Origin of the sequence: Thioalkalivibrio thiocyanodenitrificans ARhD 1, from assembly GCF_000378965.1 — a bacterium.
Taxonomy (GTDB): Bacteria; Pseudomonadota; Gammaproteobacteria; order Ectothiorhodospirales; family Ectothiorhodospiraceae; genus Thioalkalivibrio_A; species Thioalkalivibrio_A thiocyanodenitrificans.
Genome location: NZ_KB900536.1, coordinates 1,753,346 through 1,771,083, shown reverse-complemented (window position 1 = coordinate 1,771,083; position 17,738 = coordinate 1,753,346). Strand labels below are relative to the sequence as shown.

The window sequence follows — 17,738 nt, the reverse complement described above, 5'->3', positions numbered from 1 at the left end:
CTATACCCGGCCATCTTCTGCAACGAGTCCCTCCGCCGGACCCGGCGGATTTCCGCCCGAACCCGGCGGGTGGCAGGTGTCACGCCTGCTTGCACCCGGTATGCCATCCAGGCCATCCTCCCGGCCACTTGCCACTTGCCACTTGCCACTTGCCACTTGCCACTTGCCACTTGCCACTTGCCACTAGCTCAATGCCAGGCACCAGCGCCGCCGAACGTCCCGGAGCAGCACGAACAGCCAGGGCCAGAGGATCATGCTGCTGACCAGCGGCGCCCAGAAGAGCCAGGTACCCGGCGCCTGTCCGGTCATGCCATGGACCCACAGCACCGGCAGCAGATAGACGGCCAGCAGGAGGCCCACGGTGATGGCCTGCTGCCAGAGGGGGAATACCCGAACCCGCTGGTGCAGCCGCATGCTCAGGTAGGCGATGATGGCGAAGCCCAGCGCGTGCTGACCCAGGACCGCCCCCTTGGCCACGTCAAGCAGCAGGCCCAGACCCCAGCCCACACCCACGCCGAAATGTCTGGGCAGGGCCATGCTCCAGTAGATCAGGGTCATGGCAAGCCACTCCGGACGCCAGGGGGCGGCCCAGTCGGGCAGCGGCACCACCGTCAGGGCGAGCGCGATGATGAAGGTCAGCGGGATGATCCAGCGCCAGGCCAGGGAGTCGCTCATGGCTGGATGTCTCCGGGCACCGGCCCCTCATCGGGCCGGGGCAGCGCCTCGATCGTCTCCGGGTGGCGTGCCGGGGTCAGCAGCAGCACCTCCCGGGAACGGTCCAGCCTGGCCAGCGGCCGTGCCTCCACATGGGCGAAGGCCTCCCCCGGGATACGCTCCACGCGGGTGATCTCCGCCACCGGGTAGTCGGCCGGGAACCGTCCCCCCAGGCCGGAGGTGCTGATGATATCACCGGGTTCCAGGTCCTCGGCGGGCGGGATGTAGCGCAGTTCCAGCCGGTGGGGGTTGCCTGTGCCCACGGCCAGCGTGCGCAGTCCCGTGCGGTTGACCAGTACCGGGAGTGCATGGCCGGGATCCGAGATCAGCAGGACCACGCTGTGCAGGGGGTGGCTCTCCAGGACCTGACCCACCACCCCCTGGGCGTTGATCAGGGGCTGGCCCGGGTAGGTGCCGTGCATGTGTCCCCGGTTGATGAGGATCTGCTGGCGGAAGGGATCCAGGTCCACGGCCATGATCTCCGCGATCATCAGCGGGTCACGCAGCCGGGTGGATGTGTCCAGCAGCTGACGCAGGCGGGTGTTCTCCTCTTCCAGGGCCTCGAAACGCAGCATCATTGCGCTGAGCTGAAGTTTCTCGTCGCGCAGACGCCTGTTCTCGGCCACCAGCTGCTGGTGGGTGTTGAACTGTTCGGTGAGCCAGGAAGCGGCCTGGACCGGCAGGTTCACGCCCACCTGCACCGGGTAGACCACCAGGGCCAGGGCGGAGCGCAGGGTTTCCACGTGCTGGTGGCGGTGATCGGCCCACATGAGCCCGATGGAGAGCAGGGCCAGCAGCGCCAGCCGGGCTGCGGGGGACGGGCCCAGGTTGAACAGCGGCTTCTTGATAGTGCGCCCCCCGTAACGATGCCGTTACTCGACCGCCAGGAAATCCGCCCCGTGTTCGTCCAGCATTTCCAGCACCCGGCCGCCCCCCCGCACGACGCAGGTCAGCGGATCGTCGGAGATCACCACCGGGATGCCGGTCTCCTCCATCAGGAGACGGTCCAGGTCGCGCAGCAGCGCCCCGCCCCCGGTCAGCACGATACCGCGTTCGGCCACGTCGGCGCCCAGCTCCGGCGGGGTCTGTTCCAGCGCCGTGCGCACGGCGCTGACAATGCCGTGGAGGGGTTCCTGCAGGGATTCCAGGATCTCGTTACTGTTGAGCGTGAAGCTGCGGGGCACGCCTTCGGCCAGGTTGCGGCCCTTGACCTCGATCTCCAGCAACTCCTTGCCGGGATAGGCGGAGCCGATCTCGTGCTTGATGCGCTCGGCGGTGGCCTCACCGATGAGGATGCCGTAGTTGCGGCGCACGTAGGCGGTGATGGCCTCGTCGAACTTGTCGCCGCCGATGCGCACCGAGGAGGAATAGACGATGCCGTTCAGGGACATCACCGCCACCTCGGAGGTGCCGCCGCCGATGTCCAGCACCATGGAGCCGCGCGCCTCGTCCACCGGGACACCGGCGCCGATGGCCGCCGCCATGGGTTCCTCGATCAGGTACACCTTGCGCGCCCCGGCGCCGGCCGCGGATTCACGAATCGCCCGGCGCTCCACCTGGGTGGCACCGCAGGGTACGCACACCAGCACCCGGGGGCTGGGACGGAAGAACCGGCTCTGGTGCACCATCTTGATGAAGTGCTGGAGCATCTTCTCGGTGGTGGTGAAGTCGGCGATCACCCCGTCCTTCATGGGGCGGATGGCCGTGATGTTCGCCGGAGTGCGCCCGATCATCTTCTTGGCCGCGGAGCCCACCGCCTCGATGCTTCGCGGGCCGCCGGGGCCGCGGTCCTGCCGGATGGCCACCACCGAGGGCTCATTGAGCACAATTCCCTTGCCCCGCATGTAGATCAGGGTGTTGGCGGTGCCGAGGTCGATGGAGATGTCGTTGGACAGGAAGCCGAAAACGCGATTGAACATCATTTTTGTAGTCGAGCCCGGACGGGGGGGAAAGCCGCTACTCTAGCAACGGGGTGGGGTTTGGGCAAGGCGCGGTTTGTGCTACTTTTGATCGCTTCACAGAACCCGACCGGACCCGTCAGGAGCCCTGCATGTCCCTGTCCCATGATGATGTGCGCAAGATCGCCCACCTGGCCCGCCTCGCCGTGAGCGACGCGGACGTGGACGCCTATGCCCGCAATCTCACCAGCATCCTTGACTTCGTGGAGCAGATGGAATCGGTGGACACCGACCATGTGACGCCCATGGCCCACCCCCAGGACACCGCGCAGCGCCTTCGCGAGGACGTGGTCAGCGAGACCGACCAGCGGGAGCGTTTCCAGGCCATCGCACCGGCCGTGGATGCCGGCCTGTACCTGGTGCCCAAGGTCATCGAGTGAGCACGGCCCGCTTCCCGGAGGCGGCACGCCCGTCCGTTCGCACCTTATTCCCTTGCCCTGGTTCCCATCATGCACGATAAAACCATCGCCGAACTTTCCGCCGCCCTGGACCGGGGGGAGGTCTCAAGCGTCGAACTGACCGCACACTATCTGAAGCGCATCGAGTCCCTGGACGGGGGATTGAACAGCTTCGTGACCGTCACCGCAGAGCAGGCGCTCGCGGCGGCGCGCGAAGCGGACGCCCGGCGCGCGCGGGGCGAGGCCGGCGCGCTGACCGGTGTGCCCATGGCCCACAAGGACATCTTCTGCACCGAGGGCGTGAGAACCACCTGCGGCTCGAGGATGCTGGACAACTTCATCGCCCCTTACGATGCTTCGGTGGTGGAGCGTTTCAATGCCGCGGGCTGCCCGATGCTCGGCAAGACCAACATGGACGAGTTCGCCATGGGCTCCTCCAACGAGACCAGCTTCCACGGTCCGGTGAAGAACCCCTGGGACGCCGAGCGTGTCCCCGGCGGCTCTTCCGGAGGTTCCGCCGCCGCCGTGGCCTCCCGCCTCACGCCTTCGGCCACCGGCACCGACACCGGCGGATCGATCCGTCAGCCGGCCGCCCTGTGCGGCGTCACGGGACTCAAGCCCACCTACGGGCGCGTCTCCCGCTGGGGCATGATCGCCTTTGCCTCCAGTCTCGACCAGGGAGGCCCCATGGCGGCCAGCGCCGAGGACTGTGCCCTGCTGGCCAACGCCATGTGCGGCTTCGACGCCAGGGACTCCACCAGCATCGAGCGCCCGGACGAGGACTACACCGCGCGGCTCGCCGAGCCGCTCAAGGGGCTGCGCATCGGTCTTCCCCGGGAGTTCTTCGGCGAGGGTATGGATGCCGGTGTGGCAAAGGCGGTTGAAGCGGCCATTGACGAATGTAGGAAGCTCGGTGCCCGGGTGCAGGAGGTGGGTCTGCCCAACTCGGCCCTGTCCGTGCCCGCCTACTACGTGGTGGCCCCCGCGGAGTGTTCGTCCAATCTGGCGCGTTTCGACGGTGTGCGTTACGGCCACCGCTGCGAGGATCCGAAGGATCTGATGGATCTCTACACCCGCTCCCGGGGCGAGGGGTTCGGGGCCGAGGTGAAGCGCCGCATCATGGTGGGGACCTACGCGCTCTCGGCCGGTTACTTTGATGCTTACTATCTCAAGGCCCAGAAGGTACGCCGGCTCATCGCCGAGGATTTCAGCAAGGCCTTCGAAGAGGTGGACGTGATCATGGGCCCCACCGCGCCGGGCGCCGCCTTCAGGCTCGGCGAGAAGACCGGTGATCCGGTCAGCATGTACCTCTCGGACATCTACACCATCGCCGTGAACCTGGCGGGCCTGCCGGGCATGTCGATCCCCGCCGGATTCAGCGACGGTCTGCCCGTGGGCCTGCAACTGATCGGAAACTATTTCGATGAAGCGCGCCTGTTGGGAGTGGCACATCAGTATCAGTCGGTGACCGATTGGCATCGGCGAATCCCTGAAGGATTCGCGTAAGGGGTCAGGCGTGAGGTGTGAGGCGCAAGCCGGACAACCCGGTTCGGTTTCGTCTTTCACCCCTGACTTCTAACCCCTCACACCTTACGTCATTCGAGGTTCAGATAATGGATTGGGAAACGGTCATCGGGCTCGAGGTTCACGCCCAGCTCGCGACAAAGAGCAAGATCTTCTCCGGTGCATCCACCGCCTACGGGGCATCCCCCAACAGCCAGGCCTGTGCGGTGGACCTGGGGCTGCCGGGGGTGCTGCCGGTGCTCAATCGCGAGGCGGTGCGCATGGCGGTGAAGTTCGGCCTGGCGATCGGCGCCGAGATTGCGCCGCGTTCGGTGTTCGCCCGCAAGAACTACTTCTATCCCGACCTGCCCAAGGGTTATCAGATCTCCCAGTACGAGCTGCCGGTGGTGGGGCTCGGCCGTCTGGAGATCGAAATGGAGGACGGCGAGACCAAGGTCGTCGGCGTCACCCGGGCCCACCTGGAAGAGGATGCGGGCAAGAGCCTGCACGAGGATTTCCACGGCATGACCGGAATTGATCTCAACCGCGCCGGCACGCCGCTGCTGGAGATCGTGTCCGAGCCGGACATGCGTTCCGCGAAGGAGGCGGTTGCATACCTGAAGAAGCTGCACGCCCTGGTGCGCTACCTTGAGATCTGCGACGGCAACATGCAGGAGGGCTCCTTCCGCTGTGATGCCAATGTCTCCGTGCGCCGCATGGGCACAGAGAAGTTCGGCACCCGCGCCGAGATCAAGAACATCAACTCATTCCGCTTCGTGGAGCGCGCCATCAACTTCGAGGTGGAGCGTCAGATCGACATCCTGGAAGGCGGAGGCGCGGTGGTGCAGGAGACCCGGCTGTTTGATCCGGACAAGGGCGAGACCCGTTCCATGCGCTCCAAGGAGGAGGCCAATGACTACCGTTACTTCCCGGATCCGGACCTGCTTCCGCTGGAGATCACCGGTGAGTTCATCGAGGGTGTGCGGGGCACCCTGCCGGAGCTTCCGGACGAGAAGAAGCACCGCTTCATGACCCATTACGGCCTGTCCGCCTACGACGCCGGCGTGCTCACGGCCAGCCGCGAGATGGGCGACTACTACGAGGCCGCGGTCAAGGCCTGCGGCGGCCACGCCAAGCTCGCCGCCAACTGGGTGATGGGTGAACTCTCCGGCGCGCTCAACAAGGACAACCGGGAGATCACCGAATGCCCGGTCTCGGCGCAAGCCCTGGGTGCCATGCTTGCGCGTATCGAGGACAACACCATCTCCGGAAAGATCGCCAAGGACGTGTTCGAGGCGATGTGGAACGGCGAGGGTACGGCCGATGAGGTGATCGGGAAGAAGGGCCTCAAGCAGATCACCGACACCGGCGCCATCGAAGCGATCATCGACAAGGTGATGGCCGACAACCCGGGTCAGCTGGAGCAGTACCGCGCCGGCAAGGACAAGTTGTTCGGTTTCTTCGTGGGGCAGGTCATGAAGGCAACGGGCGGCAAGGCCAACCCAGGGCAGGTCAATGACTTGCTGAAGCGCAAGCTTCAGTAAGTCAGTTTCAAGTGGCAAGTCTCAAGTGGCCAGGAACATCAAAGACAATAGACCGGTTTTCCTTGCCACTTGAGACCAGCCACTTGCCACTCACATGACTGACACGATCAACCGCTTCATCCTCGAAACCACCCACGTGCGCGGCGAGTGGGTGCATCTGGACGCCACCTGGCAGGCCCTGCTGGAGCGCTACGACTATCCGCCGGTGGTGCGCGGCCTCCTGGGCCAGGCGCTGGCCGCCGTGGCCCTCCTGTCGGCCACCATCAAGTTCGAGGGTTCTCTCATTCTCCAGGTCACCGGCAACGGGCCGCTCAACCTGCTGGTGGTGCAGGCCGGCGCCCACGGCACCGTGCGGGGCCTGGCGCGCTGGCGGTCGGAAGTGCCCGACGCGGATCTCTCCGCCCAGTTCGGTGACGGGCGCATGGTCATCACCATCGATCCGGGAGAGGGGCGTGAGCGCTACCAGGGTGTCGTTCCTCTGGAGGGCTCGAGCCTGTCCGAGGCCCTGGAAGGGTACTTCACCCGATCGGAGCAGCTGCCCACGCGGTTGTGGCTGGCGGCCGACGGTCAGCGGGCGGCGGGTCTGCTGCTGCAGGCGCTGCCGGGTGAACAGCGGGACCCGGATGCCTTTGACCGTGCCGTCATCCTGGCGGATACCGTCGCGGACGAGGAGTTGCTGGAGTGGCCCGTGGAGACCCTGCTGCACCGTCTCTACCACGAGGAGGATGTGCGCCTGCTGGAAGGCGGCCCGGTGAGCTTCCGTTGCGGCTGTTCCCGGGAGCGGGTGGCGGACATGCTGCGCAACCTGGGCCGTGCCGAGGTGGAAGGCATCCTGGCCGATGATGGCGTGGTGGAAGTGCACTGCGAGTTCTGCAACGCGGGCTACCGCTTCGACGCGGTCGATGCCGAACAGTTGTTTGCCGAGGGCGAGCAACCGCCGGGTACCCGGACGCGGCACTGAGGCCGCAGGCCTCGTCTCGCAAGAATGCGGTGCCGGCCGGCCTCCGCCCTTCTGCATGTCTTCCGGGCCCCCGGCGTTTCCGGACGGGCCGGTGTAACCTCCCTGTCACAATCGCAGGTTGTAATGCGACAATCACACGACGAGGACCGGGAGTTGAATGATGACCGCAAGGCGAATCCTGCTGGTCGAAGATGAAGCCGCCATCCGCGAGATGCTGCATATGGCGCTGGAGCGGGAAGGCTTCGAGGTGGCCGAGGCGGCCGATGGGCAGCAGGCCCAGGAAAGGCTGGCGGAGAAAGTGCCCGATCTGATCCTGCTGGACTGGATGCTGCCGGGAATCAGCGGCGTCGAACTGGCACGGCGGTGGAAGAAGGAGGCACTGACCCGCGAAGTGCCGATCATCATGCTCACTGCCCGAAGCGAGGAGGACGATCGCGTGCGCGGATTGGATGTCGGTGCCGACGATTATGTCACCAAGCCGTTCTCGCCGCGCGAACTGATCGCCCGGATCAGGGCGGTGCTGCGCCGTACCAGCGGGCACGGGGAAGAAGAGGTCCTGGAGGCCAACGGCCTGGTACTCGACCCGGCCAGTCATCGCGTTACGATCAACGGGTGCAGGATCGATGTGGGTCCCACCGAGTACCGTTTGCTCTACTTCTTCATGACGCATCCCGAGCGGGTCTACAGCCGCTCGCAGTTGCTGGACCATGTCTGGGGCGGCAATGTCTATATCGAGGAGCGTACCATCGATGTGCATATCCGCCGTCTGCGCAAGGCGCTCGGCGGTAAGGGTCACGATGCCCTTGTCCAGACGGTGCGGGGCAGCGGCTATCGCTTCTCGACGCAGACCTGAGCGGATCGCACCGTAATGCCCGTCTCCAGGGTCTGGTTGGCCGAGCTGACAGGCGTCGTCCTTGGTGCCCTGGCGCTGTTGCTGATCGGCTGGCTCGCCGGCCGACCGGGCCTGGCGCTGCTGATGGGGCTGGTGGCCTATCTGGGCTGGCACCTGCTCCACGTGTGGCGTCTGTACCGTTGGCTGAATCGGGGCAGAAAGTTTGCGCCGCCGCAGGCCCGCGGCATCTGGGGCCATATCTTCGATGATATCTTTCGCCTCCAGCAGCGCAATCGCGAGCGCAAGCGCAAGCTCGCTGCACTGCTCGACCGGTTCAGACAGTCGGCCGCGGCGATGCCGGATGCCACGGTGGTGATCGATGCGGACTGGCGTATTGAGTGGATCAACGATGCCGCATGTGATGCCCTCGGCCTGCGCCTGCCACAGGACATCGGGCAGCGCATCGACAACCTGGTGCGCCATCCCGGTTTTGTCGCCTGGCTCAAGGGCAACGATTTCAGGCGCGCCATCGAGATGCCCTCACCCGAGGACAAGCGCCGTACCCTCTCCCTCAGCATCGTGCCGTATGGCAGGCAGCAGCGCCTGCTGATTGCGCGTGATATCACGCGCATCCGCGACCTTGAGCAGATGCGCCGCGACTTCATCTCCAACGTCTCTCATGAACTGCGTACGCCGTTGACCGTGGTGGTCGGGTTCCTGGAGACGATGCATGACGGCGATGACGAGTGTGCCCGCAAGTGGGCGCGGGAGCTGGAGCTGATGCAGCAGCAGGCGACACGCATGCAGCGCCTGGTGGAGGACATCATGCTGTTGTCCCGTCTGGAGACCGGCTCCGACGCGCTTCAGGAGGAGGTTGCGGTGCCGGTGCTGCTGTCGGCAATCCACGAGGATGCGCGCCTGCTCAGCGGCTCCGCCGGACACAGTATCCACTTCGATGTCGATGCCCGGCTGTGGCTGCGCGGCAATGGCGAGGAGCTGCGCAGTGCGTTCTCCAATCTGGTGTTCAATGCGGTCAAGTACACGCCGGCAGGCGGGGAGATCGTGGTGCGCTGGGCGCGAGACGAGGCGGGGGCACCGCTGTTCTCTGTCCGGGACAGCGGCATCGGTATCGCGGCGCACCACATCCCGCGTCTGACCGAACGTTTCTACCGCATCGACGTGGCACGCTCGCGGGAAACCGGAGGCACGGGTCTCGGGCTGGCTATCGTCAAGCACGTGCTCAACCACCACGGCGCCCGGCTGCACATCGCCAGCCAGCCGGGACAAGGCAGCACGTTCACCTGCCGTTTTCCGCTCGCGCTGGCGCTCGATGCGCCGTCCCCGTAGTTTCATAAAAACGTCACAATCCGTGCCTAGACTGGTGCAGATGACTTGCAGACGCCTGCCTTCCTTCGCGCTCCTCGTGCTGCTGTTCTGGGCAGCCCCGCCGGCCGCACAGCCCCTGGTGGAGGGGCTTCATCCGGCCGAAATCGCCGCGCACCGCCACATGGAGCGTCAGCCTGTCGACTGGGGCGCGGTCCGTGAACTGTTGGCCGACGCCGCGCGGGACGGCTCGCCGACGGCAATGGCCCGCCTGGGTTGGATCCATGAGCTGGGCCATGGGGTGGAGGTGAGCCTGCCTCTGGCGGTGATCTGGTACACCCGTGCCGTCGAATCCGGGGCCGGGGAGCTGGCACTGAAACTCGGCTGGCTCCACCTGGGCGGCGACGAGACGGTGCGCGACAGGGAACTGGCCGAGCGCTGGTTCCGGCGCGTCATCGATGCCGGAAATCCGGAGGGCAACGTGGCGCTCGCATCGGTGCTGATCGCCGATGCCCTGGGCGGCAAGGCGCCGGAGCGCGTGGACGAGGCGCGTGATCTGCTGGAGTCGGCGCTCGACAAGGGTCTGCCGGTCGCCGCGTACTTCCTGGCGCGCATCCATCTGGAAGGGATCGGCACGCAGCCCGTCGACCACGATCGTGCCCTGCCGTATGTCAGGTATGGCAGTGAGCATGGCCATCCGCGCATGCAGGGCTGGCTGGCGGTGATGTACGCGCAGGGCCAGGGGGTGGCGGTCGACCCGGTGGAGTCTGCGAAGTGGGCGATGCTGGCCGCTGCCGGTGAAGACGGGCTCGGGCGGCGGCTTGAGCAGCACCATCGGGCGGTCCTGAGTGAGACGGAACTGGTCGAGGCGCGCAGCCGGGCGCTGCGCTGGGCCTCGCAACAGCCGGAGTCGTGACCATGATACGTGTGCTGACTCTGAGTGTACTGGCGTTGGCGGGGATCTACCTGCTGGTACAGGGGGTCGGGATGACCCCGGAGCAGGCGCAGGACCGCGCCCTGCTTTCAGAGCTCAACCGCCAGGAGGGTGACGAACTCCTGCGGCGCAATGCCGGCCGCCCCGGCGTCGTGGTGCTGCCCGGCGGCATGCAGGTCGAGATGCTGCGCGCCGGTGACGGAGAAACGCCGGGGTCCGATGACAGGGTCGAAGTCCATTACCGTGGCTGGCATGCCGATGGCCGGTTGTTCGACAGCACCTACCGCCTGGGCGTGCCGGGCACCGTGCCCGTGGAACGCACCATTCCCGGGTGGCAGAAAGTGCTGACCTCGGTTCCCGTGGGCAGTCACGTGCGCGTGGTCCTGCCGCCGGATCTTGCCTATGGCGCCACCGGCAGCGGCCGCATCGGCCCGCAGGAGACGCTTATCTTTGAGATCGAACTGCTCGGCATCGCATCGCCGCCGGTCGTCGTGGCACATGATCCGCTGCAACAACCGGTGCCCGGACTTCGCTGAGGCCGGATATTTCATGAGGGTGTCACGGGTCGTTCACATCCTTGTCATACGAGGCCCGGATACTCTGCATCACGATTCGCGATGTCCTGCACACGGTGAGTCGAGTCGTGAACCTGTTCAAATCAGAGGAATTTCCATCATGTTCAACAAGAGTCTTGTTTTCGGCGCCATCGTTGCCGCCGGTCTGGGCGCCGCCACGGTTCAGGCCGAGGTCGACCCGGGTCTGCCCGACTATCAGCGTGTTTCGGGTATTTCCGGCAACCTGACCTCCATCGGTTCCGATACCCTGAACAACCTGATGACCCTGTGGGCCGAGGAGTTCGCCAAGTTCTACCCGAACGTGGCCGTGCAGATCCAGGGTGCCGGCACCTCGACGGCCCCCCCGGCCCTGGTCGAGGGGACCTCCAACTTCGGTCCCATGAGCCGCCCGATGCGCGATTCCGAAATGCGCGCCTTCGAGGACCGCTATGGCTACCCCGCCACCGACGTGCCCGTGGCCGTGGACATGATCGCCGTGTACGTGAACAAGGACAATCCCATCGAGGGCCTGTCCATTCCCCAGGTGGACGCGATCTTCTCCGCCACCCGTTCCTGCGGTTTCGGCCAGGACATCACCACGTGGGGCCAGGTGGGTCTGACCGGCGCCTGGGCCAATCGTGACATCACCATCTATGGCCGCAATGCCGTGTCGGGTACCTATGGCTACTTCAAGGAACACGCCCTGTGCGGCGGTGACTTCCGCTCCACGGTCAACGAGCAACCGGGTTCCTCCGCCGTGGTGCGCGGTGTTGAGCAGACCATCAACGGCATCGGTTACTCAGGCATCGGCTACCGTACCTCCGGCGTGCGCGTGGTGCCCCTGGCCAAGGAACACGGTCAGACCCCCGCGGAGGCGACCGCTGAGAACGCCGCCTCCGGAGAGTATCCGTTGGCCCGTTTCCTGTACGTCTATGGCAACCGTAACCCCAACACCGGCTGGAACCCGCTGGAGCGCGAGTTCTTCAGAATGGTGCTCTCCAAGCAAGGACAGGAAGTGGTCCATCGTGATGGCTACGTGACCCTGCCTGCCCCCCTGGTCGAGCGCTTCCGCAAGGAAAAGGGTCTGGAGTGAGAGTGCTCCGGTCCCAAGCAGCAGGACCGCGCAGCCACGGCTGCGGGGTCCTGCCTTTTTTGGGCAGTGCAAAAGATCGGTTCCAAACCATCAGGATAGATGAGCATGTCGGCGACCGCGCCTGAACAGACTGCCCCGCCCGCATCCCTCCTGCCCAGCGCGGAACGTCGCGAAAAGCTGCGCAAGATCCGCGGCATCCGGGATGGTGTCTCGCTCTACGGCGTGGGCGCGGCCGGCCTCGGCGTGATCTTCGCCCTGGCGCTGATCTTCTTTTATCTTTTCTACGAGACCTTCCCCCTGCTCAAGCCTGTGAGCATGGAGGTGGGCATAGAGATCTCCGTGCCCGGTGACGAGGCCCCGGCCCCCACCGTGCATCTCACCCTGGACCGCTTCGAGGAAATCGGCGGCCGTTTTTCCGAATCCGGCGCCATCACCTTCTTCTCCTCCGCCGATGGCCGCATCCTGTTCCGGGAGCAGGTGACGATTCCGGAAGGCGAGTCCATCAATGCGTTTGGTCGCTCCGAGAGCAGGCGGAGCCTGTTCGTATATGGCTTCACCGACGGCTCGGTGCTGCCGCTGAAGGTGGAGTACCAGCAGAGTTTCCCCCGAGAGGGCGTGCGCGTCATCACTCCCAGGCTGAGCTTCCCGCTGGGTGAGGAGCCCATGCGGATCGGCGACGGCACTGCCGAGGGCTATTCGGCGCTCACCGTGGTCGAGGGGCGCGGCGGCTTCGTGGTGGCCGGCGGCACCCGCGGGGGCGAGATCGCCATGGCCCTGTTCACCACCCGTACCAACATGATGACCGGCGCGGTGCAGATCAGCCGTCAGGACTATGCGCTGCCCTCCATCAATCGCCCGGTGCGCCAGTTGCTGGTCAATGAATCCCTGCGCGACCTGTTCGCCATCGACGATCAGGGCACGCTGTTTCACTTCGATATCGTGGACCGCAACCAGCCACGTTTGGTGGAGCGGGTGACCCTGGTGCCGGAAGGCGTCACGGTCACCGTCGCGCAGTTCCTGGTGGGCTCCCGCTCCCTGATCGTGGGCGGTTCCGACGGCAGCCTGAATCAGTGGATGCTGGTGCGTGACGATGCCACCAACGAGGTCAACCTGACTCGTATCCGCGGCTTCCGCGACCATGCCGGCGCCATCACCTTCATCGAGCCGGAGTACACCCGCAAGGGCTTCCTGGCCGGGGATGCCACCGGTACCGTGGGACTGCACTACGCCACCTCCAGCGTGTCGTTGAAGTTCCTGCCCGTCGCGCAGTGGCCCGTCAACCGCATCGCCATCTCGCCCATCAACCGCATGGCCCTGGTCAAGAGCGAGGGCTCCGAGGTGCTGCGGGTGCTGGCCATCGACAACCCCCATCCCCAGACCTCCCTGAGCGGGCTGTGGGGCAGGGTCTGGTACGAGGGGCGTGCCCAGCCGGAGTTCATCTGGCAGTCTTCCTCCGCTGACGACGCCTTTGAGTCCAAGCTGTCCCTGGTGCCCCTGACCGTGGGCACACTCAAGGCTGCCCTGTTCGCCATGCTGCTGGCCACGCCGCTGGCCATCATGGGCGCCATCTACACGGCCTACTTCATGGCCGGTCCCATGCGGCGCATCGTCAAGCCCTCCATCGAACTGATGGAGGCGCTGCCCACCGTGATTCTCGGCTTCCTCGCCGGCATCTGGCTGGCCCCCTACATCGAGAACAACCTGCCGATCCTCGTGACCGTGCTGGTGCTCCTGCCCTTGGGTATGCTGGCCTTCGGCTACGGCTGGACCCGCCTCCCGGGCCAGATCCGCCATCGTGTGCCGCCGGGCTGGGAGGGTGCGTTGCTGGTACCGGTGATGCTGCTGCTGGGTTGGGTGGCGGTGAGCGCCAGCCCCTGGATCGAGGTGGCCTTCTTCGACGGCTCCATGCGCCAGTGGCTCACCGATGTGGGCATCCCCTACGACCAGCGCAACGCGCTCATCGTGGGCCTGGCGATGGGCTTCGCGGTGATCCCGACCATCTTCTCCATTGCCGAGGATGCGGTGTTCAACGTGCCCAGGCATCTCACCCAGGGTTCCCTGGCCCTGGGCGCCACCCCGTGGCAGACGGTGGTGGGCGTGGTGCTGCCCACGGCCAGCCCCGGCATCTTCTCGGCGGTGATGATCGGCTTCGGCCGCGCCGTGGGCGAGACCATGATCGTGCTCATGGCCTCGGGCAACAGCCCCATCGTGAACTTCAACCTGTTCGAGGGCATGCGCACGCTGGCCGCCAACATCGCCGTGGAGCTGCCGGAGACGGCGGTGGGCTCCACCCACTTCCGGGTGCTGTTTCTCTCCGCCCTGGTGCTGCTGGTGCTGACCTTCGTGCTCAACACGGCGGCGGAAATCGTCCGCCAGCGCCTGCGCAAGCGCTACGCGTCCCTGTGATCCCGGAACCGATTCGAGGCCTGGCGGCATGAAAGAGTGGTGGAAGAGCGGTTCTCCCTGGATCTGGCTGACCGGCGGCGCCATCAGCATCAGCATGATCATGGTGTTCGGCCTGCTGATGCTGATCCTGGTGCGCGGCTTCGGGCACTTCTGGCCCCACGTGGTGATCGAGACCACCTACGAGGTCCCCGGCATGGACCGGGTACAAGTGGTGGGTGAACTGCGCCGTTCGGAGACACTCACCGGGCAGGCGATGCGCGAGGCCGGCGCACCGATCCCCGAAGATCAGCTGGTGGTCACCCGTCACCTGCTCAAGCTGGGCAACCGGGACATCACCGGCCGGGACTTTACCTATTTCATCGACGACCTCATGGGCGAATGGCGCTATCCGAAGGACATGACCGTCCTGGAACGCCGGGAATGGGGCGACTTCTACGGCCAGCCTCTGCGCCTGCTGGAGCGCAACGCCACCGTGGCCGAGGGCGAGGGGCTGTGGCGGGAGTTCCGGGAGCGGCTCAAGCGCAGCAACGCCCTGCTCGACGAGATCCGCCAGATTGAGCGCCGGGACATCGGCAACATCAACTTCCGCCTGGAGCGGGTGCGCCTGGATCAGCGCCGCGCAGAGCTACGCGACACGCTGACCCCGGCATTGGAGCAAGAGTTCGCCGAACGCCGTGAAGCCCTGAACCAGGAATACGCAGTGCTTCAGGAGCGCCTCGACAAGCTTATCGCCGAGGCGCGCCGCGACTCCATCGTCATGCGCGTGGCCGGCGGCCAGGAAGTCACCGTGCGCCTGGATCGCATCGTCAACGCATGGCAGCCCAACAACATGTCGATCCCCGCGAAGGTAGGTTTCTATGTGCGCGCCTTCTTCGACTTCATCTTCGGCTATCCGCGGGAGGCCAACACGGAGGGCGGCATCTTCCCGGCCATCTTCGGCACCGTGGTGATGGTGCTGGTGATGTCCATCATTGTGACCCCCTTCGGTGTGCTGGCGGCCATCTACCTGCGCGAGTACGCCAAACAGGGCCCGCTGCTCAGGACCATCCGCATCTCCGTGTACAATCTGGCGGGCGTGCCCTCCATCGTGTTCGGCGTGTTCGGCCTGGGTTTCTTCGTCTACGTGCTGGGTGGTGGCATAGACCGGATGTTCTACCCTGAGGCCCTGCCGGCACCCACCTTCGGCACCCCGGGTCTGTTCTGGGCCTCCCTGACGCTGGCCCTGCTGACCCTCCCTGTGGTGATTGTCTCCACCGAGGAGGGACTTGCGCGCATCCCCTCCACCATCCGCCAGGGTTCTTTGGCGTTGGGTGCCACCAAGGGTGAAACCCTGTGGAAGGTGGTCGTGCCATTGGCTACTCCGGCGATGATGACGGGGTTGATCCTCGCCATTGCGCGTGCAGCCGGTGAAGTGGCGCCTCTGATGCTGGTGGGTGTGGTCAAGCTCGCCCCCACGCTGCCCATCGACGGGAACTTTCCCTTCGTGCATCTTGAGCGCAAGATCATGCATCTGGGTTTCCATATCTACGACGTGGGCTTCCAGAGTCCCCACGCCGAGGCCGCCGAAGCGCTGGTGTATGCCACGGCACTGATACTTGTGCTGTTGATCGTGGCGCTTAACCTGACGGCCATCACCATCCGCAATCACCTGCGCGAGAAGTATCGCAGTGAATCCGATTAACTGAACGATGCGAGCCTGCGGCGCATGCGCCGACTGCATCGAATACGAGATCCTGGATATGGACGGGAACAGCAATATGAGCCAGCAAGGCACCCTGACCCACGGCATGGGCGAGAAGCTCTTCGAAGGCGCGGAGCGCACCGAGCTTGATATCGCCAATGAGAGTATCTGTGTGGAGGTGAAGGACCTGAATCTCTTCTACGGCAATGATCATGCCCTGAAGGGGGTGAGCCTCAGGATTGCCCGAAACCGGGTGACGGCCTTCATCGGTCCCAGTGGCTGCGGAAAATCCACGCTGCTGCGCTGCTTCAATCGCATGAATGACCTGATCGACAGTTGCCGGATCGAGGGTGAGATCCTTCTGGATGGCGCCAATATCTACGAGCGCGGCACCGACGTGGCCGAGCTGCGCCGCCGGGTGGGCATGGTTTTCCAGAAGCCCAACCCCTTCCCCAAGAGCATCTATGAGAACATCGCCTACGGCCTGCGCCTGCAGGGCGTGAGGAACCGGCGGGTCCTCGACGAGGTGGTGGAGCGCGCGCTCAGGAGCGCCGCGTTGTGGGACGAGGTGAAGGACCGGCTCAACGAGAACGCCTTTGGCCTGTCGGGCGGCCAGCAGCAGCGCCTGGTGATCGCCAGGGCCATCGCCATTGAGCCCGAGGTGCTGCTGCTGGACGAACCCGCCTCGGCCCTGGATCCCATCTCCACGGCCAAGATCGAGGAGCTGATCTACGAGCTGAAGGATCAGTACACGATTGCCATCGTGACACACAATATGCAACAGGCCGCACGCGTATCCGATTACACCGCCTACATGTACATGGGCGAGCTGATCGAGTTCGACGACACCCTGTCGGTATTCACCAACCCCGGCCAGAAAGCCACCGAGGATTACATCACCGGGCGTTACGGTTGAGCCATGGTGACTCCGCGGCACGGGTCGTGCGAACCATCACTGATTTCATCCGGAGAATCGAGTCATGGAAAAGAACCGTCTTGGCGGTCATTATCTTGAGAAGTACGACGAGGAACTGGAGGCCATTCGCAACCGAGTGCTCTCCATGGGCGGGCTGGTGGAAAGCCAGATCAGCGGCGCCATCGGCGCGCTGGGCAGCGGGGACATCGCTCTGGCCGAATCGGTGGTTCAGGACGACGTGAAGGTCAACGGCTTCGAGGTGGCCATCGACGAGAGGTGTTCCCAGATCCTGGCCCGGCATCAGCCCGCCGCAAGTGACCTGCGTTTCGTGATCGCGGTGATCAAGACCATCACCGATCTCGAGCGCATCGGCGACCAGGCCGAGCGGGTGGCGCGCATGGCCCTGCAACTGGCCCAGAAGGACCGGCCCAGGAACCAGTACGCCGACGTGGTGGCCCTGGGCGAGCGTGTGCTGGCCATGGTGCACGGCGCGCTGGATGCCTTCGCGCGCATGGACGTGGAGGCCGCCGTGGCTGTGGCCCGATCCGACGTGGCCGTGGACAATGACTACGAATCCATCATGCGCCAGAGCATCACCTTCATGATGGAGGACCCGCGTACCATCAGCCGGGCCATGGACGTGATCTGGGCGATCCGCGCCCTGGAACGCATCGGTGACCATGCCCGCAACATGTGCGAGTACGTCATCTATCTGGTCAGGGGCAAGGATGTGCGCCATATCTCGCTGGACGAGATGGAGGAGGTCGCCCGCGGCAAGCGCTGATGCCCGCGGGCCTGGTGCCGTTCCTTGCCGCCGGGTGCCCGGGGACGGGTCCGGCGCTTGCGGAATGCCTTCAAGGAGAACGCGGGAAAGGCTTCCTGCCGATTTGCCGCGTCTTCTCGCGCTTTTGCGTCGCGGCG

The 17,738-nt window shown here is 65.3% G+C and carries 16 protein-coding genes; 13 read left to right on the top strand and 3 right to left on the bottom strand.

What is annotated here, in order from left to right; translation table 11 throughout:
* Nucleotides 1-183 precede the first annotated feature (183 nt).
* The 3 genes from mreD to THITHI_RS0108285 are packed head-to-tail and all read right to left on the bottom strand — an operon-like array spanning nt 184 to nt 2,633.
* Entirely contained in the window at nt 184-675 is a 492-nt protein-coding gene (gene mreD / locus THITHI_RS0108295) for a rod shape-determining protein MreD (RefSeq protein WP_018232616.1), read from the bottom strand.
* A complete protein-coding gene (gene mreC, locus THITHI_RS18705) occupies nt 672-1,541 on the bottom strand; it encodes a rod shape-determining protein MreC (RefSeq protein WP_083908685.1) in 870 nt (289 codons plus the stop codon). The genes mreD and mreC overlap by 4 nt, the downstream gene beginning before the upstream one ends.
* Before the next feature lie 45 nt (nt 1,542-1,586).
* On the bottom strand, nt 1,587-2,633 hold the full coding sequence (locus tag THITHI_RS0108285; protein WP_026186178.1) for a rod shape-determining protein: 1,047 nt from the start codon (nt 2,631-2,633) through the stop codon (nt 1,587-1,589).
* Between the two features lie 131 nt (nt 2,634-2,764).
* On the opposite strand from THITHI_RS0108285, the gene gatC reads away from it, so the two are divergent.
* From gatC to phoU, 13 genes are all read left to right on the top strand, one after another.
* Nucleotides 2,765-3,052, top strand: a complete 288-nt coding sequence (gene gatC / locus THITHI_RS0108280; RefSeq protein WP_018232613.1) for an Asp-tRNA(Asn)/Glu-tRNA(Gln) amidotransferase subunit GatC — start codon at nt 2,765-2,767, stop codon at nt 3,050-3,052.
* A gap of 69 nt (nt 3,053-3,121) precedes the next feature.
* Nucleotides 3,122-4,576 (top strand): Asp-tRNA(Asn)/Glu-tRNA(Gln) amidotransferase subunit GatA, encoded by a 1,455-nt coding sequence (gene gatA, locus THITHI_RS0108275; protein ID WP_018232612.1) that lies wholly within the window; start codon nt 3,122-3,124, stop codon nt 4,574-4,576.
* 107 nt (nt 4,577-4,683) lie between these two features.
* Nucleotides 4,684-6,117 carry an Asp-tRNA(Asn)/Glu-tRNA(Gln) amidotransferase subunit GatB gene (gene gatB, locus THITHI_RS0108270; protein ID WP_018232611.1) on the top strand — a complete coding sequence of 478 codons (1,434 nt, stop codon included), beginning with the start codon at nt 4,684-4,686 and terminating at the stop codon, nt 6,115-6,117.
* A 94-nt stretch (nt 6,118-6,211) separates the two neighbouring features.
* On the top strand, nt 6,212-7,078 hold the full coding sequence (gene hslO, locus THITHI_RS0108265; RefSeq protein ID WP_018232610.1) for an Hsp33 family molecular chaperone HslO: 867 nt from the start codon (nt 6,212-6,214) through the stop codon (nt 7,076-7,078).
* Nucleotides 7,079-7,238: 160 nt separating this feature from the next.
* Complete coding sequence (phoB, locus tag THITHI_RS0108260) at nt 7,239-7,931, top strand: phosphate regulon transcriptional regulator PhoB (RefSeq protein WP_018232609.1); 693 nt, start codon at nt 7,239-7,241, stop codon at nt 7,929-7,931.
* Nucleotides 7,932-7,946: 15 nt separating this feature from the next.
* A complete protein-coding gene (phoR, locus tag THITHI_RS0108255) occupies nt 7,947-9,257 on the top strand; it encodes a phosphate regulon sensor histidine kinase PhoR (protein ID WP_018232608.1) in 1,311 nt (436 codons plus the stop codon).
* 40 nt (nt 9,258-9,297) lie between these two features.
* Nucleotides 9,298-10,149 carry a tetratricopeptide repeat protein gene (locus tag THITHI_RS0108250; protein WP_083908684.1) on the top strand — a complete coding sequence of 284 codons (852 nt, stop codon included), beginning with the start codon at nt 9,298-9,300 and terminating at the stop codon, nt 10,147-10,149.
* A 2-nt stretch (nt 10,150-10,151) separates the two neighbouring features.
* The gene (locus tag THITHI_RS0108245; protein WP_018232606.1) at nt 10,152-10,703 is read left to right on the top strand and encodes an FKBP-type peptidyl-prolyl cis-trans isomerase; all 552 of its coding nucleotides are present in this window, start codon (nt 10,152-10,154) and stop codon (nt 10,701-10,703) included.
* Nucleotides 10,704-10,842: 139 nt separating this feature from the next.
* Nucleotides 10,843-11,814: a PstS family phosphate ABC transporter substrate-binding protein gene (locus tag THITHI_RS0108240; protein WP_018232605.1), complete on the top strand. Its 972-nt coding sequence runs from the start codon at nt 10,843-10,845 to the stop codon at nt 11,812-11,814.
* 105 nt (nt 11,815-11,919) lie between these two features.
* Nucleotides 11,920-14,220: an ABC transporter permease subunit gene (locus THITHI_RS0108235; RefSeq protein WP_018232604.1), complete on the top strand. Its 2,301-nt coding sequence runs from the start codon at nt 11,920-11,922 to the stop codon at nt 14,218-14,220.
* A gap of 28 nt (nt 14,221-14,248) precedes the next feature.
* Nucleotides 14,249-15,901 carry a phosphate ABC transporter permease PstA gene (gene pstA / locus THITHI_RS0108230; protein WP_018232603.1) on the top strand — a complete coding sequence of 551 codons (1,653 nt, stop codon included), beginning with the start codon at nt 14,249-14,251 and terminating at the stop codon, nt 15,899-15,901.
* A 58-nt stretch (nt 15,902-15,959) separates the two neighbouring features.
* Nucleotides 15,960-16,817, top strand: coding sequence for a phosphate ABC transporter ATP-binding protein PstB (gene pstB, locus THITHI_RS0108225; protein ID WP_026186176.1), 858 nt, complete (start codon nt 15,960-15,962; stop codon nt 16,815-16,817).
* Between the two features lie 64 nt (nt 16,818-16,881).
* Nucleotides 16,882-17,601 (top strand): phosphate signaling complex protein PhoU, encoded by a 720-nt coding sequence (gene phoU / locus THITHI_RS0108220; protein ID WP_018232601.1) that lies wholly within the window; start codon nt 16,882-16,884, stop codon nt 17,599-17,601.
* Nucleotides 17,602-17,738 lie beyond the last annotated feature (137 nt).